General features: G+C 46.0%; 29 protein-coding genes. 27 read left to right on the top strand and 2 right to left on the bottom strand.

Translation table 11 applies throughout. The features are described from left to right. Nucleotides 1–113 precede the first annotated feature (113 nt). From MKX30_RS03395 to spoIVA, 14 genes are all read left to right on the top strand, one after another. Nucleotides 114–728 carry a genetic competence negative regulator gene (locus MKX30_RS03395; RefSeq protein WP_013310751.1) on the top strand — a complete coding sequence of 205 codons (615 nt, stop codon included), beginning with the start codon at nt 114–116 and terminating at the stop codon, nt 726–728. Nucleotides 729–817: 89 nt separating this feature from the next. Next, nucleotides 818–1,513 carry a glutamic-type intramembrane protease PrsW gene (gene prsW, locus MKX30_RS03390; protein ID WP_023989190.1) on the top strand — a complete coding sequence of 232 codons (696 nt, stop codon included), beginning with the start codon at nt 818–820 and terminating at the stop codon, nt 1,511–1,513. A gap of 264 nt (nt 1,514–1,777) precedes the next feature. Continuing rightward, nucleotides 1,778–3,163, top strand: coding sequence for a germination protein YpeB (gene ypeB, locus MKX30_RS03385; protein ID WP_023989189.1), 1,386 nt, complete (start codon nt 1,778–1,780; stop codon nt 3,161–3,163). Nucleotides 3,164–3,328: 165 nt separating this feature from the next. Then, nucleotides 3,329–3,988 (top strand): flagellar brake protein, encoded by a 660-nt coding sequence (locus MKX30_RS03380; protein ID WP_023989188.1) that lies wholly within the window; start codon nt 3,329–3,331, stop codon nt 3,986–3,988. A gap of 128 nt (nt 3,989–4,116) precedes the next feature. Continuing rightward, nucleotides 4,117–4,824 (top strand): (d)CMP kinase, encoded by a 708-nt coding sequence (cmk, locus tag MKX30_RS03375; protein WP_023989187.1) that lies wholly within the window; start codon nt 4,117–4,119, stop codon nt 4,822–4,824. Continuing rightward, nucleotides 4,821–5,414, top strand: a complete 594-nt coding sequence (locus tag MKX30_RS03370; protein ID WP_013310746.1) for a lysophospholipid acyltransferase family protein — start codon at nt 4,821–4,823, stop codon at nt 5,412–5,414. The genes cmk and MKX30_RS03370 overlap by 4 nt, the downstream gene beginning before the upstream one ends. 120 nt (nt 5,415–5,534) lie before the next feature. Further along, entirely contained in the window at nt 5,535–6,761 is a 1,227-nt protein-coding gene (rpsA, locus tag MKX30_RS03365; RefSeq protein ID WP_013371699.1) for a 30S ribosomal protein S1, read from the top strand. A 147-nt stretch (nt 6,762–6,908) separates the two neighbouring features. Beyond that, the gene (gene der / locus MKX30_RS03360) at nt 6,909–8,231 is read left to right on the top strand and encodes a ribosome biogenesis GTPase Der (RefSeq protein ID WP_013310744.1); all 1,323 of its coding nucleotides are present in this window, start codon (nt 6,909–6,911) and stop codon (nt 8,229–8,231) included. A gap of 11 nt (nt 8,232–8,242) precedes the next feature. Continuing rightward, nucleotides 8,243–8,851 carry a glycerol-3-phosphate 1-O-acyltransferase PlsY gene (plsY, locus tag MKX30_RS03355; RefSeq protein ID WP_023989186.1) on the top strand — a complete coding sequence of 203 codons (609 nt, stop codon included), beginning with the start codon at nt 8,243–8,245 and terminating at the stop codon, nt 8,849–8,851. After that, on the top strand, nt 8,844–9,884 hold the full coding sequence (locus tag MKX30_RS03350) for an NAD(P)H-dependent glycerol-3-phosphate dehydrogenase (RefSeq protein ID WP_023989185.1): 1,041 nt from the start codon (nt 8,844–8,846) through the stop codon (nt 9,882–9,884). The genes plsY and MKX30_RS03350 overlap by 8 nt, the downstream gene beginning before the upstream one ends. 165 nt (nt 9,885–10,049) lie before the next feature. Further along, nucleotides 10,050–10,325 (top strand): stage VI sporulation protein F, encoded by a 276-nt coding sequence (locus tag MKX30_RS03345; protein WP_013310741.1) that lies wholly within the window; start codon nt 10,050–10,052, stop codon nt 10,323–10,325. A 178-nt stretch (nt 10,326–10,503) separates the two neighbouring features. After that, nucleotides 10,504–11,154 carry a hypothetical protein gene (locus tag MKX30_RS03340; RefSeq protein ID WP_264453634.1) on the top strand — a complete coding sequence of 217 codons (651 nt, stop codon included), beginning with the start codon at nt 10,504–10,506 and terminating at the stop codon, nt 11,152–11,154. Between the two features lie 39 nt (nt 11,155–11,193). Beyond that, on the top strand, nt 11,194–11,544 hold the full coding sequence (locus MKX30_RS03335) for a 2Fe-2S iron-sulfur cluster-binding protein (protein ID WP_076295283.1): 351 nt from the start codon (nt 11,194–11,196) through the stop codon (nt 11,542–11,544). A gap of 420 nt (nt 11,545–11,964) precedes the next feature. Beyond that, complete coding sequence (spoIVA, locus tag MKX30_RS03330) at nt 11,965–13,443, top strand: stage IV sporulation protein A (RefSeq protein ID WP_023989182.1); 1,479 nt, start codon at nt 11,965–11,967, stop codon at nt 13,441–13,443. A 331-nt stretch (nt 13,444–13,774) separates the two neighbouring features. On the opposite strand, the gene MKX30_RS03325 is transcribed toward spoIVA, so the two are convergent. Next, nucleotides 13,775–14,686: an MmyB family transcriptional regulator gene (locus tag MKX30_RS03325; RefSeq protein WP_023989180.1), complete on the bottom strand. Its 912-nt coding sequence runs from the start codon at nt 14,684–14,686 to the stop codon at nt 13,775–13,777. Between the two features lie 131 nt (nt 14,687–14,817). Here MKX30_RS03325 and MKX30_RS03320 point away from each other — a divergent pair, with 131 nt between their 5' ends. The 5 genes from MKX30_RS03320 (at nt 14,818) to MKX30_RS03300 (ending at nt 20,287) form a co-directional block, all read left to right on the top strand. Continuing rightward, nucleotides 14,818–15,750: a zinc-binding dehydrogenase gene (locus MKX30_RS03320; protein ID WP_341062442.1), complete on the top strand. Its 933-nt coding sequence runs from the start codon at nt 14,818–14,820 to the stop codon at nt 15,748–15,750. 334 nt (nt 15,751–16,084) lie between these two features. Beyond that, the gene (locus MKX30_RS03315) at nt 16,085–17,200 is read left to right on the top strand and encodes a sugar ABC transporter substrate-binding protein (RefSeq protein WP_341062441.1); all 1,116 of its coding nucleotides are present in this window, start codon (nt 16,085–16,087) and stop codon (nt 17,198–17,200) included. A gap of 66 nt (nt 17,201–17,266) precedes the next feature. Further along, entirely contained in the window at nt 17,267–18,784 is a 1,518-nt protein-coding gene (locus tag MKX30_RS03310) for a sugar ABC transporter ATP-binding protein (RefSeq protein ID WP_254347450.1), read from the top strand. Next, the gene (locus MKX30_RS03305) at nt 18,781–19,767 is read left to right on the top strand and encodes an ABC transporter permease (protein ID WP_013310733.1); all 987 of its coding nucleotides are present in this window, start codon (nt 18,781–18,783) and stop codon (nt 19,765–19,767) included. The genes MKX30_RS03310 and MKX30_RS03305 overlap by 4 nt, the downstream gene beginning before the upstream one ends. Nucleotides 19,768–20,014: 247 nt before the next feature. Further along, nucleotides 20,015–20,287: an HU family DNA-binding protein gene (locus MKX30_RS03300; RefSeq protein WP_013310732.1), complete on the top strand. Its 273-nt coding sequence runs from the start codon at nt 20,015–20,017 to the stop codon at nt 20,285–20,287. Nucleotides 20,288–20,358: 71 nt separating this feature from the next. Here MKX30_RS03300 and MKX30_RS03295 read toward each other — a convergent pair whose 3' ends face one another. Next, on the bottom strand, nt 20,359–20,652 hold the full coding sequence (locus MKX30_RS03295; RefSeq protein WP_034095056.1) for a hypothetical protein: 294 nt from the start codon (nt 20,650–20,652) through the stop codon (nt 20,359–20,361). Between the two features lie 37 nt (nt 20,653–20,689). Between MKX30_RS03295 and mtrB the strand changes: the two genes are divergently transcribed. The 8 genes from mtrB to MKX30_RS03255 all read left to right on the top strand — a co-directional run bounded on the left by mtrB (nt 20,690) and on the right by MKX30_RS03255 (nt 26,612). After that, nucleotides 20,690–20,920, top strand: coding sequence for a trp RNA-binding attenuation protein MtrB (gene mtrB, locus MKX30_RS03290; RefSeq protein WP_013310730.1), 231 nt, complete (start codon nt 20,690–20,692; stop codon nt 20,918–20,920). Between the two features lie 98 nt (nt 20,921–21,018). Beyond that, nucleotides 21,019–21,570, top strand: a complete 552-nt coding sequence (locus tag MKX30_RS03285) for a hypothetical protein (protein ID WP_254347449.1) — start codon at nt 21,019–21,021, stop codon at nt 21,568–21,570. Nucleotides 21,571–21,686: 116 nt separating this feature from the next. Next, nucleotides 21,687–22,556, top strand: coding sequence for a heptaprenyl diphosphate synthase component 1 (locus MKX30_RS03280; protein WP_076295286.1), 870 nt, complete (start codon nt 21,687–21,689; stop codon nt 22,554–22,556). A 9-nt stretch (nt 22,557–22,565) separates the two neighbouring features. Continuing rightward, nucleotides 22,566–23,294 carry a demethylmenaquinone methyltransferase gene (locus MKX30_RS03275; RefSeq protein ID WP_023989173.1) on the top strand — a complete coding sequence of 243 codons (729 nt, stop codon included), beginning with the start codon at nt 22,566–22,568 and terminating at the stop codon, nt 23,292–23,294. After that, nucleotides 23,287–24,159, top strand: a complete 873-nt coding sequence (locus MKX30_RS03270) for a UbiA-like polyprenyltransferase (protein WP_028540635.1) — start codon at nt 23,287–23,289, stop codon at nt 24,157–24,159. Before MKX30_RS03275 ends, MKX30_RS03270 begins: the two co-directional genes overlap by 8 nt. Beyond that, on the top strand, nt 24,159–24,818 hold the full coding sequence (locus tag MKX30_RS03265; protein ID WP_013310725.1) for a UbiX family flavin prenyltransferase: 660 nt from the start codon (nt 24,159–24,161) through the stop codon (nt 24,816–24,818). Before MKX30_RS03270 ends, MKX30_RS03265 begins: the two co-directional genes overlap by 1 nt. Continuing rightward, nucleotides 24,775–25,641, top strand: a complete 867-nt coding sequence (locus MKX30_RS03260; protein ID WP_028540636.1) for a menaquinone biosynthetic enzyme MqnA/MqnD family protein — start codon at nt 24,775–24,777, stop codon at nt 25,639–25,641. Before MKX30_RS03265 ends, MKX30_RS03260 begins: the two co-directional genes overlap by 44 nt. After that, nucleotides 25,638–26,612, top strand: a complete 975-nt coding sequence (locus tag MKX30_RS03255; protein ID WP_013310723.1) for a polyprenyl synthetase family protein — start codon at nt 25,638–25,640, stop codon at nt 26,610–26,612. Before MKX30_RS03260 ends, MKX30_RS03255 begins: the two co-directional genes overlap by 4 nt. Nucleotides 26,613–26,658 lie beyond the last annotated feature (46 nt).

The raw sequence follows: 26,658 nt of genomic DNA, 5'->3' as shown, positions 1-26,658 counted from the left end.
GCATTTACGATTATAAAATGATAACATGATTACATAGAACCATTTTCATCACAGGCATCATAATTGCATCATAATCTGTTAATAACACTCGGCTGCCAGGAGGAGGGTCCAGTATGAAAATAGAAAGATTAAGTCAGGACAAGATACGGATTTTCCTTACCTTTGACGATTTGAGCGAACGCGGTATTCAAAAAGACGATATGTGGCAAGAAATTCCAAGAGTTCATGAGCTGTTTACCGAAATGATGGATCAGGCATACAGTGAACTGGGCTTCGACGCCACGGGACCGTTAGCTGTCGAAGTCTTTGCGCTTCCTGCTCAAGGAATGGTTGTTATCGTCACCCGGGGAAAATATGACCATCAACAGTATGGTTCGGGTCCCGATGAGGAGCTTCCAGAAGAAGTCTACGAAATGGAAGTCACGCTGGAGCATAGCGATTCCATCGTTTACGCGTTTAGCGATTTCGAAGTTCTCATAGAAGCGGCTCATATGCTTCGTAGCAACACTACGGAAGCAGGTAAGCTGTATCATTATAGAGGAAAATGGATTCTGCATTTGGAACCAGAAGAAGTAGAGGAGTCCAAGCTTGCGGCTTTAATCGCGGTTCTTGCTGAATTTGGAGAAGGCTCATCCGTTACACCAGCTATGTTGGAAGAGTACGGCAAGCTGGTCATTCCTGAACAGGCAGTTGCTGTCATCTGCACTCATTTTGACAGCCGTTCTTGATTCGTTCTATTGAAAGTGATATCGAAGTGAATTTGTCGGCTCTGCGCTGAAAGCAGGGCCGACTCATTTTTATGGAGGGATGATGATCGGTGCTTCTGTTTTCGGTTTTAGCGGCAGCCACAGCGCCGGGTCTCGCCTTATTGATGTATTTTTACTTGAAGGACAGGTATGATTCGGAGCCACTGCACATGGTTATTAAAGTGTTTTTGCTCGGCTTTTTGGTGGTTCTTCCTGTCATGATTTTTCAACGCGGGCTGCTGCTTTGGCTAGGGGATCACACGTTAATCCAGGTATTCGGCATTTCAGCCGGAGTGGAAGAGTTTTTTAAATGGTTTCTGTTGTATCACATCATCTATAATCATACCGAGTTCGACGAGCCTTATGATGGTATTTTGTATGCAGCCGCAGTCTCACTCGGATTTGCAACGGTTGAAAATCTGTTATATGCCTGGGCGGGGCATGCTTCGATTAGCATGATGCTGATGCGATCATTGCTACCGGTATCCGGTCATGCGATGTTTGGCGTAATGATGGGCTACTACATGGGGAAGGCCAAGTTTTCAAAGGGCTTGAGGAGCAAATACATGTTGTTGCTGTCATTGGTGCTTCCATGGTTCTGGCACGGAGTATACGATTTGATTTTGACGAAATTTTCGCATGACTGGATCTGGTTTATCATTCCACTGATGGCATTTCTATGGTATGGGGGAATGGCGAAGATTAGTCGAGCCAATAACCGTTCTCCTTTTCGCTTGTTAAAGCGGGAAGAAAAGGTTAATATGTAACGAAATGGGACACACTGATCTGACAAACCTGTTAGAGAAAGAGGTGTCTTTTTTTGCGCATAAAAGTAAGAATTCATTGTAAAAGATGCGGGGAACGCTTTGTGCTAAGAGGACGCATAGAGCAAGGACAGATTCAGACCGGCTTTAAACGCTGCATTTGCGATAACTGTGAGTTTATTGTTGAAGTCATGGAAAAGCATGCATAAGAGAGCTTTCTTCTTGTCACACTATCGGTAGTGTACTTGAAGAAAGGAGACTCCCAATATGTATAAGCGACTTAGTGCCGTATTGTTCCCGGTGGTTACCCTGATGATGATAGGAGCATTTGTGTGGGGTTATCAGCAAAGCCAGATGAGAAAAGAGGTGTCTCTTCAGGCAGATAACATGTCGATTAAAGCGGAAAATCAATACCAGCGTGCGTTTCACGATTTGTCGTTTCATATGGATCAGCTGCATTCTCAACTCGGTAACGCGGTTGCTGTCCATAACACTTCACACTCGATGCACCGCAAATGTTTGATGAACGTGTGGAGAATTGCAAGTGAGGCCCAAAATGAGGTTAATCAGTTGCCTCTCAATGTAATGCCTTTTAATCATGCCAAGGATTTGCTGTCACATCTATCTGCATTTTCGTATCAGACCGCTGTTCGTGATCTGGATCACGAGCCTTTAAATGAGAAAGAAATTTCGAACCTGAAAACGTTATATAACAATTCCAAAGAAATTTCGAAAAACATGCAGGAAGTGCAGCAAAAGGTCCTTAGCAAAAATTTGCGATGGATGGATGTAGATATGGCGGCAGGTTCTCAAACTGGGCCGAAGGACAATACCATTATTGATGGCTTTAAAACCGTGGACAAAAAGGTGGAAAACTACAAGGAGCTGGATTGGGGACCGTCTGTAGCCAGCATCTATGATAAACGCTCTGTGAAAAAATTGAGTCTTCCGGCAGTGAATGCAGAACAAATTAAACGAAATGCCGCTGAATTTACAGGAAAACCGGAAAGTCAGATTCGTGTGAACGAAAACGGTAAAGGAACGGAATGGGCATCTTATACAGCTACCCTGCTAAATAAGAAGCAACCCGTGGCCAGTATGGATTTCACGAAAAAAGGCGGCAAGCTTATTTCTTATCATGACATGAGGGCAGTAGGTCCTAAAAAAGCAACACGTAATGAAGCGATTCGCTATGCTAGTGAATACCTTGAACAAAAAGGTTACAAAGGAATGAAGCCAGTTGCATATGATGAAAGCGGGAATTTAGCTAACATTACATTTGCGAGCCAACAAGGGGACGTGATTATCTATCCAGAAAAAATCACAGTCAGATCAGGCCTTGATAACGGACAAGTGATCGGTTTTCAATCCAGTGATTATGTGTATGAGCATAGTCATCTCCGCCGCATTCCGCAAGCGAAATTGAATTTGAATGCAGCACGAGCAAAATTGAATCCTGAGTTTCGTGAAACTTACCACCGTAAAGCCTTAATTGAAAATGAACTTTCGAATGAAGTTCTGTGTTATGAATTTGGTGGTAAAATCAATGGTTCCGTTTACCGGATATACATTAACGCCAATACAGGGATGGAAGAAACGATTGAAGAGGTTAAAGATTCAGATGAACCTCAGGTTACTGCAAGTAATGCGTAGTTGATTACATGAAAATGAATCAATAGTCACTCTAAACCTCCTTCATGAAGGAGGTTTTTTGTGCTTTAGTCATAGCTCGAACAAATATAATGCTTAATATAGGCATAAAGTCGTGGTATTATATACCTTAATTAGAGCTTTTAATGGACAAGGATGGTGGATCATTTGTTTCCCAAAATTAATGATGTGTTATACATACAAGTGGCTGGTACTGACCATAAGGACGAGATTTTTGAATTTAAGTCTCGTATTGCGGAAGAGGAGTCACAGAACTTTCTAATTGAAATTCCTATGTCACAAACAAGTGGACACTTGAAAAAATTGTTTCTAGGGGAAGAGCTGTCTATATTTTTTATGAGCGAGGGTGGGATTAAAAATTATTTCAATACCCACGTTACGGGTTTTAAAGAGGATATCCTCCGGATGGTTCGCATCCACAAACCTGCTCCAGACAGCATCAGCAAAATTCAGCGCCGAAACTTTCTTCGGGTTAAGGCCAACTTGGAAATTGCGGTAAAGCATGGTGAGAACGAGTCCAGATTTGTAGCAGAGACACATGATGTGGGAGGCGGAGGCGTTTCTTTTCAGACCCAGGGAGCTCATCATCTTGAAGAAGGAGAATCATTATCTTGCTGGATTTTGGTCCCTTATAAAAACGGAACTCAAGAGCATGTTCCGTTCCAATCTGAAATTGTACGTATTCAGCAGATGGAAAACGGCCGCAGACTCATTATGCTGAAATATGAGAAAATTGCTGATCAGGAGCGCCAAAAACTGATTAAATATTGTTTTGAACGGCAGCTGGAATTCAGGGAAAAATCTTAATCATCCGAAATTTTTCTTTTTTAGTAACCTGTCGCTTATTTTGCATCGCCTATAAATGTGTGGTATAATTTTCACGTCGCAGGCAATGCCTGCTTTTTTCTTGAGGTTAGGTTAGGAGGAATTCCCTGTTGGCAAGGCAACATGTATCTTCAAGTAACAAAATAAATGTAGCCATTGATGGACCTGCTGGTGCAGGGAAAAGTACAGTGGCCCGCCTGGTGGCGAAAGCACTTTCTTATGTATATGTAGATACCGGCGCCATGTACCGAGCAGCAACGTGGTACATGATGTGTAAGGAAATTCCTGCAGAAAATGTACAAAAAGTGCTTCAGCATGTACCTGAGCTGGTGATTGAATTAGTACCGGACCCCACAGGCCAAAAGGTTTATTGTAACGGGGAAGATGTAACCACTGTGATCCGTTCGATGGAAGTGACTAGCAACGTGTCTCAGTATTCAAGTATTGCTGGTTTACGTACACGTTTGACTGAAAACCAGCGTGAAATGGCTGCACGCAAGGGTGTCGTTATGGATGGTCGCGATATTGGAACAACTGTACTTCCCGATGCGGAAGTCAAGGTGTTCATGACCGCAAGTGTTCAGGAACGTGCCTCTCGCCGTTTTAAAGAACTGAGCGAAACTGATGATATCACTCTGGAGCAGCTAGAACGTGACATTGCGGCACGTGACAAGCTTGACGAGGAGAGGGAGGTATCCCCGCTTCGTTGCAGTGAGGACGCCATCGTGCTCGATACGACCCATATGGGCATTCAGGATGTCGTTGATACGATCGTATCTTATTGCTTAACGGAGAAGGATGGAGAGATCAGCCAATGATATATACTGTATGCGCCAGTATTTTGCGTCTCATTTACCGCGTTCTGTTTAGACTTGAGGCGGTAGGCAGGGAAAATGTTCCTGCCGAGGGCGGAGTACTGTTGTGTTCTAATCATATTAGTAATCTTGACCCTCCTACAGTCGGTATTTTGTTGAAGCGAAAGGTTCACTTTATGGCAAAAGCCGAGCTGTTTAATGTTCCTGTACTAGGTCCGCTAATTGGGAAACTGGGAGCTTTTCCAGTCAAACGCGGTGGTGTAAGTAAGGAATCCATTAAGCTGGCATTGAACATTTTGCGTGACGGTAAGGTTATGGGGATCTTTCCCGAAGGCTCCAGAGGAGCTGGGGGAATCGGTAAAAAGGGTGCTGCAAGCTTTGCGCTACGCAGTGGAGCGGCTGCCGTTCCGGTCGCCATCATTGGTGATTACAAGCTTTTCCGTAAAACGAAAGTGTTATACGGTAAACCTGTCAATTTGGACGCTTACCAAAAGGGTGCCGATATCGAAGGAGATCCGCTTGAACTGGCAACAGAAGCAATTATGTCTCGTATTCGCACGATGAAGGAAACGGGTAAGCCTACGAATAACTGAAAGGCTTGCATGAATTGTGTCTAAGCTCGGAAAACTAGAACAAAAGTTTATTTATGTTTTGAACTCTGCCATGCGCAGGTTTAAATAAATGGTTTTTTTTGAATTGAGGAGGGTATTGACATGTCGGAAGAAATTAAAAATCAAGAAGCTGCTGAAGCGGCAAATCAAGACGAGCTCGATCAAATCGTCTCCCTGAAAAAAGGTGACACCGTTAAGGGTACAATCGTGAAATTGGAAGATAACCAAGCGGTAGTAAGCATTGGATATAAATACGATGGAGTTATTCCAATTCGCGAGTTGTCTTCTGGTCTGGATAACGCAGAAGAAGCAGTACAAGTAGGCCAAGAGGTTGAAGCTAGAATTATCAGCATCGACGATGGCAAAGAAAAACTTGTTCTGTCCAAACGTGCAATCGACAGTGAAAATGCTTGGGAAAAGTTGGAGCAACTGTTCGAAAGCAAAGAAGTATTTGAAGTCGTTGTAAATGATGTCGTTAAAGGTGGCATCGTGGTAGACGTAGGTCTGCGCGGATTCATCCCTGCATCCATGGTAGAACGTCACTTCGTTGAAGATTTCAGTGATTACAAAGGCCGCACATTGCGTGTTGTTGTAAAAGAACTGGATCGTGAAAATAACAAAGTGATCCTTTCTCAAAAAGACGTTCTGGAAGCAGAATTCGAAGCCAACAAGCTTAAAGTAATGGCTGAGCTGAAAGAAGGTCAAGAAATCGTAGGTACGGTTCAACGTCTTACACAGTTCGGTGCTTTCGTAGATGTTGGCGGCGTGGACGGTCTGGTTCACGTATCTGAAATTGCTTGGACTCATGTCGATAAGCCTTCTGATGCAGTTTCTGAAGGAGATCAAGTGAAAGTGAAAGTCTTGAAAGTAGATCCTGAAAAAGGAAAAATCAGCCTGAGCATGAAAGCTGCACAGCCTGGTCCTTGGGAATCGGCTGCTGGACAATTCAACAACAATGACATCGTAACAGGTGTTGTAAAACGTCTGGTTAACTTCGGCGCATTCGTTGAAATCGCTCCTGGCGTGGAAGGTTTGGTTCATATTTCCCAAATTTCCCACAAACACATTGGAACTCCACAAGAAGTTCTGGAAGAAGGACAAGAAGTGAAAGTTAAAATTCTTGAAATGAATCCTTCCGAAAAACGTGTTAGCCTGAGCATTAAAGAAACTGAGGAAGCTCCTGAAGCTGCTCCTAAAGCAGAAAGAGCACCACGTGCATCTCGTGCACCTCGTGAGGAACTGAATAATCCTAACGTTTCCCTCAATAATTCCGGTCTGAGCATTACGCTCGGCGAGCGTTTTGGCGATAAGCTGAACAAATTTAAATGAGTTTAAATCAATACATTTTATAATAAGCATAACGTACACCATCGGCGGACCCAGAGGGTTCGCCGATTGTTGTTACGTGACCATATCGCCAATAGGTATGTTTTTTGCTATGATGATAGCGGAAGAATTGACAGGAGGAGTGAATTTATGGCAAGACCCGTTGTGGCTATCGTTGGTCGTCCGAATGTGGGTAAGTCCACTATTTTTAATCGGATTATCGGGGATCGTTTGTCCATCGTGGAAGATAAACCCGGAATCACTCGTGACCGTATATACGGTATATCGGAGTGGAATGGTAAATCCTTCAGTATTATTGACACCGGCGGCATTGAGATTGATGGTGAGGATGTCATTTTAAAATCCATCCGTATGCAGGCCGAACTCGCAATAGAAGAAGCAGATGTAATTGTATTCATGAGTGATGCGAAAGCAGGAATTACACAGTCAGATGAAGAGGTAGCTCAAATGCTATATCGTTCGGGTAAACCGATCATCGTAGCTGTCAACAAGGTGGACAACCTCAGTCGCGCCGATCTGATTTATGAGTTTTATTCTTATGGATTTGGTGATCCAATCGCTGTTTCTGGTAGTCATGGAACAGGGATAGGCGACTTGTTAGATGCCATTACGTCCAATTTGCCTGAGCTGGAAGAAGATCACTATGATGAAGACGTTATTCGTGTTGCCTTGATCGGCCGCCCAAATGTAGGTAAATCTTCACTGGTTAACGCCATTTTGGGAGAAGAACGGGTTATCGTTAGTGACATTGCAGGCACGACTCGTGATGCAATTGATACACCTTTTGAAAAAGACGGTCAAAAGTATGTGCTGATTGATACGGCAGGTATGCGTAAACGTGGTAAAGTTTATGAAACGACCGAAAAATATAGTGTAATGCGTGCCATGCGTGCCATTGAGCGTGCAGATGTTGTACTGGTCGTTATTAACGGCGAGGAAGGCATTATTGAGCAGGATAAGCACATTGCTGGCTATGCTTATGAAGCGGGTAAAGCATCGCTGTTTGTCGTTAACAAATGGGATGTCGTGGACAAGGACGATAAAACGATGCACCAGTTTGAAACGAAAATTCGCGATCACTTTCTGTTTATGACATATGCTCCGATTGTGTTCTTGTCTGCAAAAACGAAGCAACGTCTGCAAAAGCTGCTTCCTGTTGTACAGCATGTGGCGCAGCAGCATGTGTTGCGTATTCAGACACATTTGCTGAATGATGTAATTTCCGATGCGGTTGCCATCAATCCTCCACCAACAGACAAGGGACGTCGTCTGCGCATTAACTATGTGACCCAGGTTGCTGTTAAGCCGCCTACGATGGTTGTATTCGTAAACGATCCAGAAATAATGCACTTCTCGTATGAGCGTTATCTGGAGAACAAAATTCGCGCCGCCTTCAATTTTGAAGGAACTCCAATTCGTATCTTTACACGGCGCAAGTCTGACGAAAGTTAGGAGCGAATAGGTTGATTTTACAAATCGTTGCCATCGTACTCAGTTACTTGCTTGGCTCTGTCAGCTTTAGTTTGCTGTATGGAAAATTAAAAGGAATCGACATTCGCCAGCATGGAAGCGGCAATGCCGGTGCGACGAATACGCTGCGTGTGCTTGGAAAAGGCCCAGCTATTCTGGTGCTGCTGCTGGACGTACTTAAAGGGGTTATTGCAGTGCTAATAGGGCACTGGTTAGGTGGACAATCATCCTGGGGACCGGGTTTGTGCGGCATTGCGGCGATTGCGGGCCATAACTGGCCGGTATATTTTCACTTCCGTGGAGGAAAAGGTATTGCGACTGCTATTGGTGTATTGGCATCGCTTGCCTTACTGCCCGCACTATATGCCGGAATCATTGCGATACTTGCAATCGTAATGACGCGTTACGTATCCTTGGGATCGCTCATTTTTGTCATTTTGACCCCCTGGATATTACTCGTGCTTGGTTATGCATGGCCGTTATTCTGGACGGCTCTAATCATTTGTCTGTTCGCTGTGTGGAGACACCGTACCAACATAGTCAAGCTGGTACGGGGGAATGAGAATAAGCTTGGCTCCAAAGGAGGAGATCGTCTTGTCTGAGAAAATAGCTGTGCTGGTCGCGGGGAGTTGGGGAACAGCCCTGGCTTCCGTTCTTGCGGCCAATAACAACAATGTCTCTGTCTGGACGAGAAACGAGCAGCAAGCAGCTGAAATCAATGAGAAGCATACGAATGAGCATTATTTACCAGGCTCCATTTTGTCTGATCGCATTTCAGCTACAACTGACATGCAGACTGCGGTATCTGGTGCTAGAGCAGTGATTATCGTATCTCCTTCGGCTGCTGCTCGTCAGGTAGCACGTAGTCTGAAAGCTCATTTTAGCAAGGATATGCTGGTAGTGCATGCCATTAAAGGGTTTGAAACTGAAACGCTTAAACGTATGTCCACGGTGATCTCGGAAGAACTGGAAGTCGCGGAGGGCGATATTGCCGTGCTGTCTGGTCCGAGTCATGCGGAAGAAGTGGTGAAGAAGTGTCCTACAACGGTCGTTGTAGCTTCCTCCAATGAGAAGGCTGCACAGGCCGCACAGGGGCTGTTCATGAACTCCTATTTCCGCGTCTATACAAACCGTGATTTGCTCGGCGTGGAACTGTCCGGGGCGCTAAAAAACATTATCGCATTGGGTGCGGGAATGTCAGACGGACTTGGTTTCGGTGATAATGCCAAAGCGGCTTTATTGACTCGTGGATTGGCTGAAATTACCCGTGCCGGAGTTGAGATGGGTGCTAATCCATTAACCTTTGCCGGCCTGGCTGGTATTGGCGATCTAGTGGTCACTGCAACGAGTCGTCACAGTCGCAACTGGCGTGCAGGGTCCCTATTGGGACAGGGCCAGCAGCTTGATGCTGTGCTAGAATCGATGGGCATGGTCGTAGAAGGTATTCGAACGACAAAAGCTGCATACGCCATCTCTCAAAAATTAGGTGTTCAGATGCCTATTACAGAGGTGCTGTATGGAGTACTGTTTGAAGGACGTGACGTCCGTAAGGCCGTTGAGGCGCTGATGGGTCGCGATCCTAAGACCGAGATGGAAGTCATGCCACTTCAAACTTGGGAGCAATGGCATTCTTAAGGGTCGGATGAGCTTTAATAATATAAAGGCTGTCTCATGGTAGATTTTTTCTATAATGAGATAGCCTTTTTTAGTTAGGCGTTTGGCATGTCTTATGTACGCTTAATCACCTTTTGTCTCCGCCACTCATAGACTGAGTTGAGCAATGGCGGAGGAGGGGAGATTGTGAATAAAAACTTTCCGAAAGATGCATTGAAGGCCATTAACAAAAAAGGTGGCAAAAACATATCCGAAAATGCAGTGAAAAAGCTGGCAGGCACGGTAAAGGCGGACACGCTTCAAAGCGAAGCGCAACTGCGTCAGCTTATCAAGCAGGTGTCTGCGATGGCCAACATTCCGGTGTCGGAAGATACAGTAAGGGATATCGTTGGTGCCGTCAAAAAGAGCGGAATGAATCCTTCCAATATGGAAGCGTTGATGAAAATGATGATGAAAAAATAGACCGCTGGCGGCACGCCGGTTAGTATTATTCACCGTGAACCGGGAAGGTTCGCGGTTTTTTTTATATTTTGGAGCAGCTAACCTCTTTTTCAGTACACAAAATATCGAACTGCCCTGTCGAACATGTTATAATGATGCCCATCAGGAAACGGAAGGAAAGACAGCAAAGGAGGAAACGATGTTGAAGGAGGCAATATCATCAGTGTTAGTAGACAGGCTTCCTCACAATCTGGCAGTTGCGCTGAGTAGCTTGGCTGAGAGCTGGTCAACAGTGTCGGTTCCGTGGATGCTGGGGGGGAGCTGTTCACTACTTGTGCAAGAAGTTGAACTGGATCGCCTGCCTCGGGACATTGATATTTATGCGGATATTCATGCTGCAAAGCAGCTCCATGCGCACCCCCTGGGTATGAGTATAGATCGACAGCAGGTTGACCGTAGCGGCTCTTACGTTTCATTGCTGAGCCACTATGACTTGGAGGGATTTCCAGTCGAGTTGGTGGGGGGATTTGAGGTATTATGTGGCGGAGCGTTATACCGCTTAGAGATCGAGCGACTACTTTGGTCGGCTGGGGTTCAGCTTGAGCTGGGGAGTGCTCCACTGCGTCTGATGCCGCTCAGTCATGAACTTTTATTCAATATATTGCGAAATCGACCCGACCGATATAAAGCGATTGCAGATGTTATGAAGCGCGACCCGCGACGTCATATCATTGTACTGAAGCAGCTACTAGTCAGTAATATTTGGAATGAGGAGCAATTGGACAAGCTTGCAGAACTTCTGCCTTGGCCAGAGTTGCACTCCGTCATCCTGATGGGCAATGAAGTATAAGCTGTGTGTGTTAGGAGAAAGACGACTGGAGGACCGTTCATGAATGTGCAGATTATGTTCAAGCCGTCAGGCAGGCGCGTACAGGTCGGTCAGGGTACGTCATTGCTTCAGGCTGCCCGTAAAGCGGGTGTATATATTCCCACTCGTTGTGACGGAAAAGCAGCCTGTCTGATGTGTAAGGTACAGATATCACCGGAATGGGCTGAATTCGCAGGCCAACCCAGCGATGCAGAGCAGCGTAAGCTGGGACCTTTACTGGATGAGGGAATACGCTTATCCTGCCAGGTGCGTGTCCAAGGCGATATGCAGGTAACCGTACCGGAGGATAGGCTTAAGGCGGCTATCAGGCGGCAACTGGAGCGTCAGGCGATGGATGATGAACTGTGGTAATGCCGATTATATCAGGAGAATAAAAAAGGATGGTTTCCGACGACTCTAAACGGTCAGGAGAAACATCCTTTTTTTATTTAATCTAGCGACGAAGTCATGGGAGAGTCTTGCCCCGCATATATTAGGTGAGTGGACCCAAACGTAAAATATCGTTTCTGCAATGATCGCTGTGTCGTAATCTATTTTTTAAAAAACTAAACATATTTTACGGAGGGGATACATATGATGGTATCAGTCCAAATGCATGTACGAGTTTACGCCGTTTCGCCGATTCCATCAGTCTCCTGAATCTCGGCGGCGGACGACTTCCGGGCATTTTAAAGGCTGTTCTGCCGCATCTGGGATCAAGCAGTTGGTTGAACACGAAGCGGATGCTCTTTAAGCATTTTTCCTTCGGAGACTTTTGAGGAGGGGATTTCATTGGAGAAAGTGGACATTTTTAAAGACATTGCCGAACGCACCGGAGGAGACATTTATCTTGGGGTCGTCGGCGCAGTCCGAACAGGAAAATCAACGTTTATCAAGCGGTTTATGGAGACGATTGTTCTGCCGAACATTACAAGTGAGGCGGACCGTGCCCGCGCCGTAGACGAGTTGCCGCAAAGTGCGGCAGGCAAGACGATCATGACGACGGAGCCTAAATTCGTACCGAATAATGCCGTCCAGATCAAAGTAACGGAAGGACTGGACGTGAATGTACGTCTGGTTGACTGTGTAGGATATGCAGTAGAAGGAGCAAAAGGGTACGAGGATGAAAATGGTCCGAGGATGATTTCCACACCATGGTTCGAAGAACCCATTCCTTTTCAGGAAGCGGCGGAAATTGGTACACGCAAGGTTATTCAGGAGCATTCGACGCTCGGTGTGGTAGTCACTACAGACGGCACGATTGCGGAAATCCCTCGCAGCTCTTATGTAGAGTCGGAGGAACGCGTCATTGAGGAGTTGAAGGAAGTTGGCAAGCCATTTGTTTTGGTTATCAACTCCACGCATCCGCGCAGTGATGAAACACTCCAGCTTCGCAGTGAGCTGGCTGCCAAGTACGATATACCAGTTATGACACTCAGCGCGGCGACTATGACGGAAGATGATGTTACAGGCGTACTTCGTGAAGTATTGTATGAATTTCCGGTGCATGAGGTGAATGTAAACCTGCCGAGCTGGGTCATGGTACTGAACGAAGAGCACTGGCTGCGTAGCAATTATGAAAATTCCGTTCGCGATACGGTTAAAGATATTCGACGTCTGCGTGATGTAGATCGAGTGGTTGGCCAGTTTATGGAATATGAATTCATCGACAGGGCCGGATTGAGCGGGATGAATATGGGGCAGGGCGTAGCTGAAATTGATCTGTATGCTCCCGATGAGCTATATGACCAGATTTTGGTCGAAGTCGTCGGGGTAGAGATTCGCGGCAAGGATCATTTGCTGCAAATGATGCAGGATTTTGCCCATGCCAAACGGGAGTACGACCGCTTCGCCGAGGCGCTGGAAATGGTCAAGACAACGGGATATGGCATTGCAGCGCCGTCATTGTCCGAAATGGCACTAGACGATCCGCAGTTGATTCGTCAGGGCACAAGGTTTGGTGTGCGGCTCAAGGCAACAGCACCTTCCATACACATGATCCGTGTGGATGTGGAATCGGAATTTGCTCCGATTATCGGAACAGAGAAGCAAAGTGAGGAGCTTATGCGCTATCTGATGCAGGATTTTGAGAATGACCCAATCAAAATTTGGGAGTCAGACATTTTCGGACGTTCGCTGCATTCCATTGTACGGGAAGGCATTCAGGGTAAAATCGCTATGATGCCGGACAATGCACGCTATAAGCTGCAGGAAACGCTGGGTCGTATCATTAATGAAGGCTCCGGCGGTCTCATTGCTATTATTCTTTAAGGCTAAGCCACACCCAAAAAAATGTATAAGAGAAATACCGTGGAGAGCAATTGGCTCTCTATGGTTCGCAAAAACAAAATATTAGACTGACCTCTAAAACCAGACAGGGGTAGCCATGGACGAGAAAATAAAGTCCTAGACTACCTCTGTTTTTATTGAGCTTTTCGTTTCTCCTAGCGGGATTTAGGTTCAAATGTAACAATCCGATTAATGAGTTTCACAACGTGATTACCCTGGTAGTCATTTTCATATTTGGTCTCTTTCAACGTAGCACCGAGGCTTATTTAATTTGCAATGAACGATTCTTATAATCGATATAGCAATTGACTGGCTATTTATTAAAAGCGTTGTTCTGGCATTCGGCAGGACACCCCAAATATTCAAATACTCTGCGTCCAGGTTCGTCAATCGGTAAGTACACTTCAATTCCAGGATACATGTGGCTGCTTACAGAAAGATGAATTTGCTTGTAGCGAATGGGGGCTAAATCGGCCATGGCTCCCATTCTGGCCAAAATGATTTTAGAGTGCTCAACTTCATTTGATGAGTCCTTTGGCTGCATACTCCAATATTTATTAAGATCGTCGTATTTTCGAAATCTGTCAATTAACTTTTTATACCAATGGTCGTATCGGGAAAACATGTTATACCTTTTGAAAGCTTGTATCCCGTAAATAGCATGAGACTCCCACTCTTCGAACGACTCAGCATCGAAGGTAGAACGGGGACGAATGGAAAAATCGGAGTTAAAATGAAAATCAACTTTATTCAGTTTTCCATTCATAAAAGAATCGGAGGGGATATCAAATAAATGGCGAAACGGCTCATTTAACCCCTTGATATCTAAGGTATGAGTAACGATCATTGCCGGAAATGGCAAATTACTCATGATCTGCTGCGCTTGCTCCAGAGCCAGCTCCAGAGACCGTCCCTCCAATTCGTAATGGATCGGAAGATAATCAGCGGCGAGAAGAAGATCATTGCGCTCATCTGAAGTGCACTCCAGATACTCAGCAATATGGATCATCGTTTGCCGATCCGGTATTCGACGAGACCGTCCAACCAATAGATTTTTATACGTAGGACATGCCTCATCATTAAGCTCCTGCTGAGTAAATCGTTTCAATAACGGGTGAGATAGCTCAGTATATTCCCGTTGACGTTTCATGCGAACAGCTTCAATCTCTCCCAATACGATTTTTAATGTTTTATATTGGAAGTCCTCGTCCTTGTGCATGGTCATCCTTTTTCAATCCTTTTCATAATGAGGTGTAGTTCTACACTTGGTGCAGATGATTCCCTACAGTATACTACATTGTGAAAAAGGTGAGCTATTTACAAGAGGTTCTCAATGATAATCATGGAGGAGATCGTATGATTCGTGCAATTGTAACAGATCCGTTTGCTTCAGGATATTTCGCGATAAAGGAAGCTGTCGCCCCACAGGCCCAGCCTTGGGAAGCGATCGTTCAAGTACAGGCCTTCTCTCTTAATCGGGGTGAAGTTGTAGATGCAAGGAATAATGGAAGACAGATCAGACCAGGCTGGGATTTTGCTGGGATCGTCATCGAGCAGGCCAAAGATGGCACGGGTCCGAAACAAGGAAGCCGTGTGGTAGGCCTTCTCCAAATGGGAGCATGGGCCGAACAAGTTGCTGCCCCTACTTCATTACTGGCTGAATTTCCCGATGATATTACCTTCGCCCAGGCTGCTACTTTACCGGTAGCCGGTCTGTCAGCGCTCTATACGCTTAGAAAAGGAGGAATGCTGCTCGGTAAGCGGATATTGGTAACTGGCTCGACTGGCGGAGTGGGGATTTTTGCACACCAGCTAGCAGCGCAATCAGGAGCTTTTACAGTAGGTGTAGCCAGAACCAAGGAAAAAGCTCTACTTGTTCAAGACGCTGGTGCTAATGAGGTTGTCGTTGGAGATACGGCGATTTTATCGGTTGATACATTTGGACCTTATCATCTAATTTTGGATTCAGTAGGTGGTGATACGCTAGCTGCATTACTACCTCAGCTTGTGCCAGAAGGGATTTGTGTATCCATGGGACATTCGTCCTCACCTTACGCAACGATTAATATCAGGGGCTTAGGGGGTAGGACCTTGTACAGCTTCTTTCTAGGAGAGGAGATAAATCGCTATTCGCCAGCGGAAGATCTGAAATTACTAGGTGAGCTTGTTTCAAAAGGCCAGTTAGTACCAAGGATCGAAGTGGAGGCATCGTGGAAGGAAGTTGGAACTATTGCCCAACAACTGATAGATCGGAAGTTTTCCGGTAAAGCAGTGCTCCAAATAAGTTAGATGGGAGCGTCCTCATATTGAAAATGACAAGGAGATTGTATCTCCAGGCTAGTCTCCGCTCATGATGTTCACATTTTAAGCATAAGCAAAAATCGACCCTGTGGCGTACCCTGTCAAGTAGAGAACTAAAAAGACACCTCTATGCAGCAACCGTTCCCCGTTATTCAATCGGGGGCGGTTGTTTAATTTTTTTGTGGAATTGTTGTATTTTGTCATATGTAGTCGGAATTTTTTTCTATATTTCATAAAACCTATTTACATACTTGGTTTAAAGCGATATATTAAGTATCAAATTTGAATTATTTTGTGGATTGAACGAGGGGGAAATGAAATCATGAATATCCAAAAAGAGCTCCAAAGAAACAAAAAGCTAGGGCTGGGGGCTATCATGCTACTGGTGCTGGTTTTGCTGGTCACTGCATGTGGCGTGCCGAAGACAGAGAGCGGCACTCAAGGGACAAGCACTGCAGGATCGAATACAACAAACGGAAAAACGGACAATTTAAATCTAAAGGGTAAACGGGTTGCGTTGATCATGGAGTTTAACACGGGCACATTTTCGCAACAGTATGTTCAAGGTGTGGAAGAGGAAGTTAAGAAATTTGGCGGTACGCTGACTAAGTTTGTGGCAGATAACGATAAGGCTAAAATGGCTTCTCTGCTTGATAGTGCGATTAACCAGCAATTTGATGTCATTTTGACTGATCACGGTGATGCATTGCTGGAGACAGGGCTGAAAAAGGCAATTTCCCGCAATATTCCGGTTATCGTGTTCGATGCTGCCGTCAATGTTCCGGGTGCGGTAGTGCTCGCCCAAGATGACCAAAGCATGGCTGAGCTGACGCTGGAGCAAATGAAAAAGGATATCGGTGGCAAAGGCAACATTGTGAAAGTATGGGTTGCCGGATTTGCACCGATGGAACGTCGTCAGGTTGCTTATGGTGCATTTTTGAAATCCAATCCAGATATTAAAGAAATTGCGACTTTTGGTTCGGCTCAGAATCCTGCGTTGGATACGCAAGCCAAAATGGAAGCTGTATTAAAGCAATATCCTAAGGGCGAAATTACAGCCGTCTGGGCGGCGTGGGATGAGTTTGCCAAAGGTGCAGCCCGTGCCATCCAACAAGCGGGACGTACGGAAATTAAAGTCTACGGCATTGACATGAGCGACGAGGACTTGCAAATGATCCAGGACCCGAAAAATCCTTGGGTGGCCTCGGCAGCCGTAGATCCAACAGATATCGGGCGCGTACAAGTGCGCTATGCATATCAGAAGTTGCATGGGGATAATCCGGAGGAGAAAGTTGTACTGAAGGCTGTATATGTGCAACGCGAAGCGCTGCCAGATAAGCAAATTTCCACATCCGAGCTGTCCCAATATGTGAAGGGATGGGGCCAAAGCGAGCAGGGCTATAAGGATTGGATGAAGGAATATGAAACGTCCAAATAAAATGTTTGCATAACGCAAAGGCGCGCTTCGGCGCGCTTTTATCATAAGCAGGCGTGAGGGGGCACCATGAGTTCACAAGTATATACATTGGAAATGAAAAAAATCAGCAAACAGTTTGCTGGTGTAGATGCGCTGCGAGCCGTGGATTTTACGGTGCAGGGTGGCGAAATTCACGCTCTGCTGGGCGCCAACGGGGCAGGGAAAAGCACATTGATGAAGATTTTGTCCGGTGCGTATCGTTCCGATCAGGGAGCTATCGTAGTTGGTGGGAAGGAACTGAACATTAGTTCACCGTGGGAGGCCAAAAGAGCGGGAATTCACTGTGTGTATCAGGAGGTCGATTCAGCGCTTGTACCTCAGTTAACTGTCGCTGAAAATATTGTAATGGACGATTTGTCTGCACCTGATGGTCGATGGTGGGCTGCACCGGGTTCTATGCGCAGACGAGCGCGTGAGGCATTAGCACGTCTGGAGGTAGATATTGACGTAAGACGATATGTGTCTGAATTGACGTTGGCAGAAAAACAGCTTGTGCTTATTGCACGCATTCTGACACAGCAAGCAAATACCATCATTTTTGATGAGCCTACGGCGCCGCTCAGCGAGGAAGAAACGCGACGTTTGTTCCGCACAATCCATACACTCAAGGATGAGGGAGTTGCATGTATCCTCATCACACACCGATTGCCGGAGGTTATCGAACACAGTGACCATGTTACGGTGATGCGTGATGGTGAGCGCGTGTTCACGGGGCCTGCCTCTGATTTAAGTGTAGGCGACATCGTTACGCATATGCTTGGGAAAACATTTGAAGAGGAGTTCCCAAAAACAGAGGTACCGATTGGTGAAACGGTATTGGAAGCGAAAGGGCTTCATAAAGGATTACGAGTGCACGGCATTGATTTACAAGTCCGATGTGGTGAAATTCTCTCTATTGTGGGTTTGGTTGGTGCAGGCAAGACAGAGCTGTCACGACTTCTTACAGGAGCAGACAAGCCGGATAAGGGAGAGTTGACCTTTAAAGGTCGCTCCATTCGATTGAGAGAGCCAGCGGACGCGGTAGCTCAAGGAATTGTGTCCATACCCGAGGAGCGGCGTAAGCAGGGGGTGTTAATTGAGGAGAGTGTGGAAAGAAACCTCAGCCTTCCGCTTTTGGGCAAACTGAGTGTCCTTGGTTTCATCAGTCGGCGTAAAGAACGAAATAACGGTAATGGAATTGTCGCCTCTCTCGGTATTAAGACGCCATCGCTCCGCCAGAATGTTAAATATTTAAGTGGTGGGAATCAGCAAAAAGTTGCGATTGGGAAATGGTTGCATTCTGGAGCGGATGTATTTGTTTTTGACGAGCCAACCAAGGGTGTAGATATAGGGGCAAAAAGTGATATTTTCCGTATCATTGGCGAGTTGGCGGAGCAAGGAAAAGCGATCATTTATCTAACCTGTGAATTTGCTGAAGGGATTGGCATTGGTGATCGGATTGCAGTGATGTATGATGGAAAAATTATAAAGGAATTTGCGCGGGGCGAAGTGGAACAGGAACAGCTTCTGTTGTATGCCAGCGGCGGTGAAGAGGTGCATTCATGAAGGAAAAATGGTTAAACGTCTCATTTCGTTACGGTGCCGTAGTTGTCATTATAGGTGTGTTAGCGTTTTTTTCATCTACATTACCTTATTTCTGGACGTATGATAATTTAATGGACATTCTTGGCTCAATTGCCATTGTGACTTTCGTTGCCATTGGTGTGACGTTGTCACTTATTGTGGACGGTTTTGACCTATCGGTGGGAGCTACAGTATCTTTGACAACGGTCGTTTCAGCTTCTTTGATGGTCTGGTATGAGCAGCCTGTTGCGGTGGTCATTATTGTGTCTCTGGTTGTCGGTGCTTTGGTAGGACTGTTGAATTCATTACTGATTATTAAACTGCGTATTCCTGATTTGCTCGCAACCCTTGCAATCATGTATATTGTAAGCGGGATTCACAAAACGTACGCCCAGGGCTATACCATATACAATCATATGCAGTTTCCCGATGGCAGCAAGGCGCCGGGGGAGATATCTCCTGCATTTCTTTTGCTGGGGCAAGGTAAATGGTTGGGTATCCCGATTTCAGTTATTTTACTGTTGCTGGCTGTGGCAGCGGTGCATGTTTTCTTGACCTATACAAAGCATGGGCGTCAAATGTATGTAACGGGTGGAAATGAGGAAGCTGCTCGTCTGTCAGGCATACGGGTAAAAAAAGTCCGTACTCTGGCCTATGTTGCTTCAGGCGTATTTGCGGCGATTGCCGGTATTTTGTATGCCTCGCGAGTAGGCTCAGGCCAAATTGACGCGGGTTCCCCCTTGCTGATGGAGGCGGTAGCTGCAGTATTCGTCGGTTTTTCGGTCTTTGGTGCTGGTAAACCCAATGTCATTGGTACATTTATTGGTGCAGTGTTGATCGGTGTGTTGGTTAATGGACTAACGATGATGAATGTGCAATATTTTGCCCATGATATTGTCAAAGGAGTAGTGCTGGTACTTGCGCTGGCCGTTACTTTTTACGTGTTAAACCGTCGTCGTACTTGAAATTGTCTGTGGACTGTATTACTATAAACCTTGTTCCACGCAAGAAGGGTGCCATAAAACGCCAGTTTCGGCCTATATTGCGGAGGTTAGGTATATTCTATGTATATTTAACGACGAAACGGAAACAGATGATAACATTATGGAAGGCAGTACGCCGCCCGGGTTATTTTATACAGGCGACCTCATATCGGTCATTAACACCGATAACCTTAATGCTGGACTACACTTGAATTGGGAGGTGAATATTATGAATAAAACGGATTTGATCAATCAGGTTTCTGAAAGCACTGAATTGTCCAAAAAGGACGTAACCAAAGCAATCGATGCAGTATTTGAGGCGATCTCTGGAGCGCTGCAAAGCGGAGATAAGGTGCAACTGGTAGGTTTCGGGAACTTTGAGGTTCGTGAACGTTCCGCACGTAAAGGACGTAACCCGCAAACAGGAGAAGAAATCGAAATCCCTGCGAGTAAAATTCCGGCATTTAAACCGGGTAAAGCGCTCAAAGACGGAATTAAATAAGATTTCTTACATATTCCCAATGCGCTGAAAAGACCGTGAATTTGATTCACGGCCTTTTCTTTTTGTCCTGTTTACTTCGTGGTAGAGGTGCTATGGACTGGAGAAGAGGAAGCTGTTCTGCCGTTTCGCGAGGCATAAGCGATCAGCACTAGGGGTTCACCTGTTAGCTCAGCAAATTCATGCTCCAGCTGTTGAAGTCGTTCGATTTGGGCAGGACTGAGATTGGCGGGAAGATAGTTTTTCATCAGATCCGTTCCTTTCTTTAATGGATGGGACTGCACGGATAGTATGGCTCGGGACACGCTAATTGTTGCAGGTAGCGAAGGAAGCATGTAGTTGACAAAACAAGCTTGAATCTCCATCATAAAAAGTATAGCTTCGGCTCTCAGGGAGGAAAAGGACATGGAAGATAATGTGACGGGTAGTAGTGAGTACGTCGTAATTAAAGCGAAAAGCAACGGATGTCAGGTTTTTGGTCTGACCAGAGGTCAGGATACACGCTTGCATCATTCAGAAAAATTGGACAAGGGCGAAGTACTGATCGTCCAATTTACGGATCATACTTCTGCTATTAAAATTCGCGGCAAAGCCGTTGTGATGACCAAGCACGGGGTAGTAGATACGGAGGATTAAAATGCAGGCATAGCCTGCTTTTTTTTGTTGTAGAATGAGAGTGAGGACCTTTACCGTAGCAAACCCACATTATGAGGTAGAGGTCAGGGGAGGCTCTGATGAAACCTTGGATTGTATTCGGTGGCTCCATTCTCATAACCATCGCAGCAGCTGTGTTGCTGCCGTCCTTACAGGTGCTGGACTCAGGAACCGCAGCAGTTCGCGAGACACAGGCGACGATTTCGCCTCAGCAACGGGTGCTGCTGTCGGATGACAATCTGGTGGATACGCTGAATGAGCTGCCGTTGACCACACCGATTGCAAGCGCAAGCTGGGAACATTCAGTCCTGACCCTGGATGTCAAGCTGTCTAAGGAAGAAACTGCCCCACTAGAGATTTATCAAAACATGGCGGAGCTTGCCGCTTTTAGCTTTTACGGAACGACGAATGTACGGCAATTGCTGCTTCGGGTGGTGACACAGGATGAATGGTCAGGAGAACGTCATTTGCTGCTTGCATCCGATATACGCCGGAACGAGTGGACGAACGAGGCATTGGAACAGCTGAGAAGCCGGGAAGGCGCGGAATTGCCAGAGGATTTGAGGTCCCGTTTCCGCATTACGGTAACGCCCATGTGGCAAAACAGGTTTAACGGTGTATATACAGATTAGATGTTTCTGCCGGTGGACCTACAGTACTTTAGTCGCGAATCATTTTAAATTGTGATATAATATAAGGCATTGCAATTATTTGAGTATAGCAGAAAGTCATGTCTCGGAGGCTTAGGATGAAACCGTATCGCGTACCCCAATTAGCAAGGAAATATGTGGAATACGACATGATTCAACAACATACGGAAATGCCGGCTTTTCCTGACAGCCGTACCCGTTTGATGTTTGTGTTTTTGAACCGGAATGCGCAGGAGCTGCATGCCAGTGAGGACGAACTGTACGCATTGGTAACCTCGCTTGTGCAGATGGGGCTGGATACGCATGATATGATTGATACTTTATCCGGTATACGGAGCCCGGAGGAGATGCGTTCCAGACAGCTGAAAGTGTTAGCTGGGGACTATTTTAGCAGTCGTTTTTATCAGCTGCTTGCACTGGCAGGCCGCATCACGGCCATTTCGAAGCTGAGTGATGCTGTATGTGAAGTGAACGCAGGGAAAATGAATCTGTACTGGGGAATGAAGCAATTCCGATTGGATGCAACTCAGTATTTAACTCAGATGGTTCGTTTCAAAAAGGAGCTTTTTTTATCATTCACTTCACTTGTAGCAGAACAGGATCAGGAAATTTGGAAGCAGCTTCTCAACAAATTTGCCCTCTGTGACACCTTGGTGGAGGAATGGGGCAAGCGGACAGAACCGGACAAGTCCCGTTTCGGATATATGTTCTGGCATATTTATGGTAACGGGGACCGGAACGAGCAGGCATTGCTTTCAGAGAGTGGTACTGACACTGAAGCATGGCGTAAGCTTGTTCTGAAATACAAAGCCGAGGATGCGATACTGGACAAGCTTCGCACGGCTGTTACACACATCCGGCAGATCCTGTCAGATGATCAAAATACGGGGATCGAGGAATTTGAACGCATGCTTGAGCCTTTCCTGAAGCTGCTAAATAGTCCGCACCCAGTTGTGAGGGAAGGTTAGGTGAACGTGATGGGATCAAGCGACACCAAGCCGAAAGAGCAATTCGTTCATGGCGTGTTTGAAAGCATAGCAGGTAAATACGATTTGATGAACGATATACTGAGCTTTCGCAGACATAAGGCTTGGCGGAAATTTACGATGAAAAAAATGAACATGCATCGCGGCGATACGGCAATTGATCTTTGCTGTGGTACATGTGACTGGACGCTTGCGATGGCACGAGCAAGTGAAAGTGGTCACATCGTAGGACTCGATTTTAGTCAGAACATGCTCAATGTTGGCGAGCGTAAGATTACATCAGAATCCCGTGAAAAGCAAATTAAGCTTGTTCAGGGCAACGCGATGGAACTACCTTTTGAAGATAATTCATTTGATTATGCGACGATTGGTTTCGGTCTGCGCAACGTGCCTGATCTGCGCCACGTGTTACAGGAGATGCAACGAGTCGTCAAACCTGGCGGGCAGGTCGTATGTCTGGAATTGTCCAAACCTACTTGGCAGCCGTTCAAGGGAATTTACTACACATATTTTCAACACATCTTGCCCATGCTCGGCAAATTGTTCGCCAAACGTTATGAGCAGTATAAATGGCTCCCTGATTCGTTGGCGCTTTTTCCAGGAAGGGATGAGTTGGCTGGCATCTTCCGTGAAGTCGGATTGAAGGATGTTCAGGCTCATTCTCTCACCGGAGGCATTGCGGCATTGCACATTGGAATCAAGGAGAGTCAGCATGTTTAAGAAAATTGCTATTTTTTTGGAAATGATTAAAATTGAACATACGTTATTTGCGCTCCCATTTGCATTCATGGGGGCTGTATTGGGGTCTGTTATCGTGACAGGCAACCTTCCCTCTTGGCCGCAGATCGGCTGGATTCTGCTAGCTATGGTTGGCGCACGTAGCGCGGCTTTTGGCTTCAATCGTATGATTGACCGGGTGATTGACGGGAAAAATCCGCGCACAGCAGGACGCGCTATCCCGGCGGGGTTGCTCAAATCGAGCGAAGTGGTGATTTTCATTATCGTCAGTTTGGTGTTGTTATTCTGGGCATCATTCAAGTTAAGTCCGCTGGCGTTCAAGCTGTTCCCGCTGGCCTTTTTTATGCTCGTTTTTTATTCTTACACCAAGCGTTTCACTTGGCTTTGCCATATTGTGCTTGGTCTGACCATTGGTTTGGCGCCACTCGGCGCGTGGGTTGCAGTAACGGGACAAATAGATTTGACTGCTATCGTACTATATCTCACGATTGCATTTTGGACGGCGGGATTTGATGTAATTTATGCTTGTCAGGATATAGATTTTGACCAAAACGAAGGAGTTTATTCTATTCCTGCCCGTTTTGGTGTAGCAGGTGCGTTGAACATCGCTCGGGCATTCCACGTCATTACGGCAATCGGATTTATTGTACTGTTCTTTATTGCAGATTTAAGCTGGTGGTATCTGGCGGGCATGATTATTTCGTACATTATTTTATTTTATGAACACTATATCGTATCTCCAAAAGATTTGAGTCGTTTGCAGACGGCATTCTTTACTATGAACGGTGTACTTAGCACTGTCGTGTTTGCCTTTACACTGATTGATTTGGTGGTGCGTCAATACTAATGAATAATCAGGTGAGCGGACATCAAGGCAAACGAATCGTTATTGGCATTACAGGCGCGAGCGGAAGCATTTATGGTGTGCGACTGGTAGAGACTTTGCTGGACTTGCAATACACAGTTCACCTGATCGTTTCCAATGCTGGCTGGCGGGTATTGAAAGAGGAGTTGGGCTGGAATGTGACTGACCGGGAAGGGGCTTTGAATGAACAATTCGGAGGCCGTCCCGGTTCTCTTGTATACCATCCGTTCACAGATATTGGAGCTTCGATTGCGAGCGGCTCTTATTTGGTGGATGCGATGATTATTATGCCATGCTCGATGGGGACGTTGTCAGCAGTAGCACACGGCTCGTCCGATAACCTTATGGCGAGAGCAGCGGACGTGATGATGAAGGAAGGTCGTCCGCTGATCCTTGTGCCTCGTGAAACACCTCTACATGCCATTCATTTGGAAAACATGCTTAAGCTTGCGAGACTCGGCGTCAAAATGATTCCGGCTATGCCGGCTTTTTACTTTCATCCGAAGACGCTGGATGATATTGTGCTGTTCCTCGTAGGCAAAGTATTGGACAGCTTGCGTATAGAACATCAACTGTTTACGAGATGGGGGGATTCCGATGCCGACGCCGGACACCAAGACAATCACAATCGGAAAAATTAAATATACAAACGCTTGGCCTATTTTTCATTATTTTAATCCTTCTGAGCTTCTCCATTCGGCGGAGATGGTTTCTAAAGTTCCGGCTGAATTGAATCGAGGTATGCTGAATGGGAGTTTGGATATCAGTGCGATGTCCTCATTTGCGTATGCATCGGGTGCTGAGGAAATGCTATTGTTGCCGGATTTATCCGTCAGTGCAGATGGTCCTGTGCAATCCATTTTACTATTTTCACGCAAGCCGCTGGACGAAATCAAAAACGGAACCATTGCACTAACGAATACGTCTGCTACATCCGTGAATTTGTTGAAAATTTTGATGCAAAAGGCATGGGAAGGTCAGCCTTCCTATTTTGACTGTGAACCGGATCTTGACTTGATGCTGGAACAGGCAGATGCAGGGCTACTGATTGGAGATCACGCGATTAAGGCATCTTGGCGAAGCGAAGGTCTGTATGTTACGGACCTCGGAGAAGAGTGGAAGCGCTGGACGGGTTATAGTATGACTTTTGCTGTATGGGCAGTACGACGTGCTGTTGCTGCTCAAAATCCCGCGGCGGTGGCTGAAATTGCAAGTGCGTTCCGCGTAAGCAAGCAGCGTAGTCTGTCGGACCTGACGCCTGTTATTTCTGAAGCATGCGAGGAAATTGGAGGTCTGCGAGATTATTGGGAGCGTTACTTTACTAATCTGTGTTATGATTTTGGAGAGAAGCAACAACAAGGTTTAGAGCTTTATTTTCAGTATGCGCATGAACTGGGGCTGCTTGACCGACGAGTGAAGCCGCTTCTCTGGAGTGACAATACGCTGACACGGGTGAAAGAATGAAACGATTGGATTTGTTCGGTTTATTAAAGAAGGATATGAACTTTATAGAAGAAGAGTTGTATCGCAGTATCGACAGTACGGAGCCGTTGATTAATGATACGTCGCTTCATCTGCTTAAAGCAGGGGGCAAGCGTTTGCGTCCCGTATTTGTATTGCTGGGAGGCAAGTTTGGAGAATATGATCTGGACAAGCTCAAGCGTATAGCGGTACCTCTGGAACTGATTCATTCTGCCTCTCTCGTTCACGACGATGTGATTGACGATGCGGAAATGAGACGCGGTCAACCCACCGTGAAGTCCAAATGGGACAATCGGGTGGCTATGTACACCGGAGACTACATATATGCACGTGCGCTGTCTATTGCTGCTGGACTGCCGAATCCCGACATTCACCGGGTACTGTCTAAAGCGCTGGTGCAGATGTCCATTGGTGAAATGGAACAAATTCGTGATTTTTTTAATGTGGATCAGAGTGTGCGGAATTATTTGCTTCGCATACGGCGAAAAACGGCATTGTTGATTGCGGTTAGTTGCCAGCTGGGAGCTATGGCTGCAGGGGCACGAGAAAGTGTCAATTCCCTGCTGTACAGCTATGGCTATAACGTAGGTATGGCTTTTCAAATTCAGGATGATCTGCTTGATCTGTGTGGCACGGAAAAAAAGATTGGCAAGCCGCCGGGCAGCGATATGAGACAGGGGAATATTACGCTTCCGGTGATTTATGCGCTTGAACAGCCTGAGTTGCGTGCCGATCTACTGGCTGAAATCCGCCGCATTCAGGATGGAGATGGGCAAGGAGACGCACGCAAAGCGGTGGATATGATCAAAAAAAGTGAAGGAATCGCTAAAGCTGAAATTCTCGCCGACCGATATATTAATAAAGCGCTAAACGCGCTGGACTTACTACCAGATGTCAAAACAAAAAAGACGCTACGCGATATTGCTCATTTTGTAACACGCCGCTCCTACTAAAGTTGTGTTTTGGGTTTGCTGTGACAAAATGCTTTAACCGGTTCCA

It is taken from the genome of Paenibacillus sp. FSL P2-0173, assembly GCF_038008045.1.
In the GTDB taxonomy this organism is placed as follows: Bacteria; Bacillota; Bacilli; order Paenibacillales; family Paenibacillaceae; genus Paenibacillus; species Paenibacillus polymyxa_B.
This window is presented reverse-complemented; position numbering and strand designations above follow the sequence as displayed.

Bases quoted from the DNA above. Each gene is read 5' to 3' on its own strand.
- MKX30_RS03395 (WP_013310751.1), top strand. From the start codon at position 114: ATGAAAATAGAAAGATTAAGTCAGGACAAGATACGGATTTTCCTTACC.
- ypeB (WP_023989189.1), top strand. From the start codon at position 1,778: ATGTATAAGCGACTTAGTGCCGTATTGTTCCCGGTGGTTACCCTGATG.
- MKX30_RS03370 (WP_013310746.1), top strand. From the start codon at position 4,821: ATGATATATACTGTATGCGCCAGTATTTTGCGTCTCATTTACCGCGTT.
- rpsA (WP_013371699.1), top strand. From the start codon at position 5,535: ATGTCGGAAGAAATTAAAAATCAAGAAGCTGCTGAAGCGGCAAATCAA.
- der (WP_013310744.1), top strand. From the start codon at position 6,909: ATGGCAAGACCCGTTGTGGCTATCGTTGGTCGTCCGAATGTGGGTAAG.
- MKX30_RS03340 (WP_264453634.1), top strand. From the start codon at position 10,504: ATGTTGAAGGAGGCAATATCATCAGTGTTAGTAGACAGGCTTCCTCAC.
- MKX30_RS03335 (WP_076295283.1), top strand. From the start codon at position 11,194: ATGAATGTGCAGATTATGTTCAAGCCGTCAGGCAGGCGCGTACAGGTC.
- MKX30_RS03325 (WP_023989180.1), bottom strand. From the start codon at position 14,686: ATGACCATGCACAAGGACGAGGACTTCCAATATAAAACATTAAAAATC.
- MKX30_RS03320 (WP_341062442.1), top strand. From the start codon at position 14,818: ATGATTCGTGCAATTGTAACAGATCCGTTTGCTTCAGGATATTTCGCG.
- MKX30_RS03315 (WP_341062441.1), top strand. From the start codon at position 16,085: ATGAATATCCAAAAAGAGCTCCAAAGAAACAAAAAGCTAGGGCTGGGG.
- MKX30_RS03310 (WP_254347450.1), top strand. From the start codon at position 17,267: ATGAGTTCACAAGTATATACATTGGAAATGAAAAAAATCAGCAAACAG.
- MKX30_RS03305 (WP_013310733.1), top strand. From the start codon at position 18,781: ATGAAGGAAAAATGGTTAAACGTCTCATTTCGTTACGGTGCCGTAGTT.
- MKX30_RS03300 (WP_013310732.1), top strand. From the start codon at position 20,015: ATGAATAAAACGGATTTGATCAATCAGGTTTCTGAAAGCACTGAATTG.
- MKX30_RS03295 (WP_034095056.1), bottom strand. From the start codon at position 20,652: ATGATGGAGATTCAAGCTTGTTTTGTCAACTACATGCTTCCTTCGCTA.
- mtrB (WP_013310730.1), top strand. From the start codon at position 20,690: ATGGAAGATAATGTGACGGGTAGTAGTGAGTACGTCGTAATTAAAGCG.
- MKX30_RS03285 (WP_254347449.1), top strand. From the start codon at position 21,019: ATGAAACCTTGGATTGTATTCGGTGGCTCCATTCTCATAACCATCGCA.
- MKX30_RS03280 (WP_076295286.1), top strand. From the start codon at position 21,687: ATGAAACCGTATCGCGTACCCCAATTAGCAAGGAAATATGTGGAATAC.
- MKX30_RS03275 (WP_023989173.1), top strand. From the start codon at position 22,566: ATGGGATCAAGCGACACCAAGCCGAAAGAGCAATTCGTTCATGGCGTG.
- MKX30_RS03270 (WP_028540635.1), top strand. From the start codon at position 23,287: ATGTTTAAGAAAATTGCTATTTTTTTGGAAATGATTAAAATTGAACAT.
- MKX30_RS03265 (WP_013310725.1), top strand. From the start codon at position 24,159: ATGAATAATCAGGTGAGCGGACATCAAGGCAAACGAATCGTTATTGGC.
- MKX30_RS03260 (WP_028540636.1), top strand. From the start codon at position 24,775: ATGCCGACGCCGGACACCAAGACAATCACAATCGGAAAAATTAAATAT.
- MKX30_RS03255 (WP_013310723.1), top strand. From the start codon at position 25,638: ATGAAACGATTGGATTTGTTCGGTTTATTAAAGAAGGATATGAACTTT.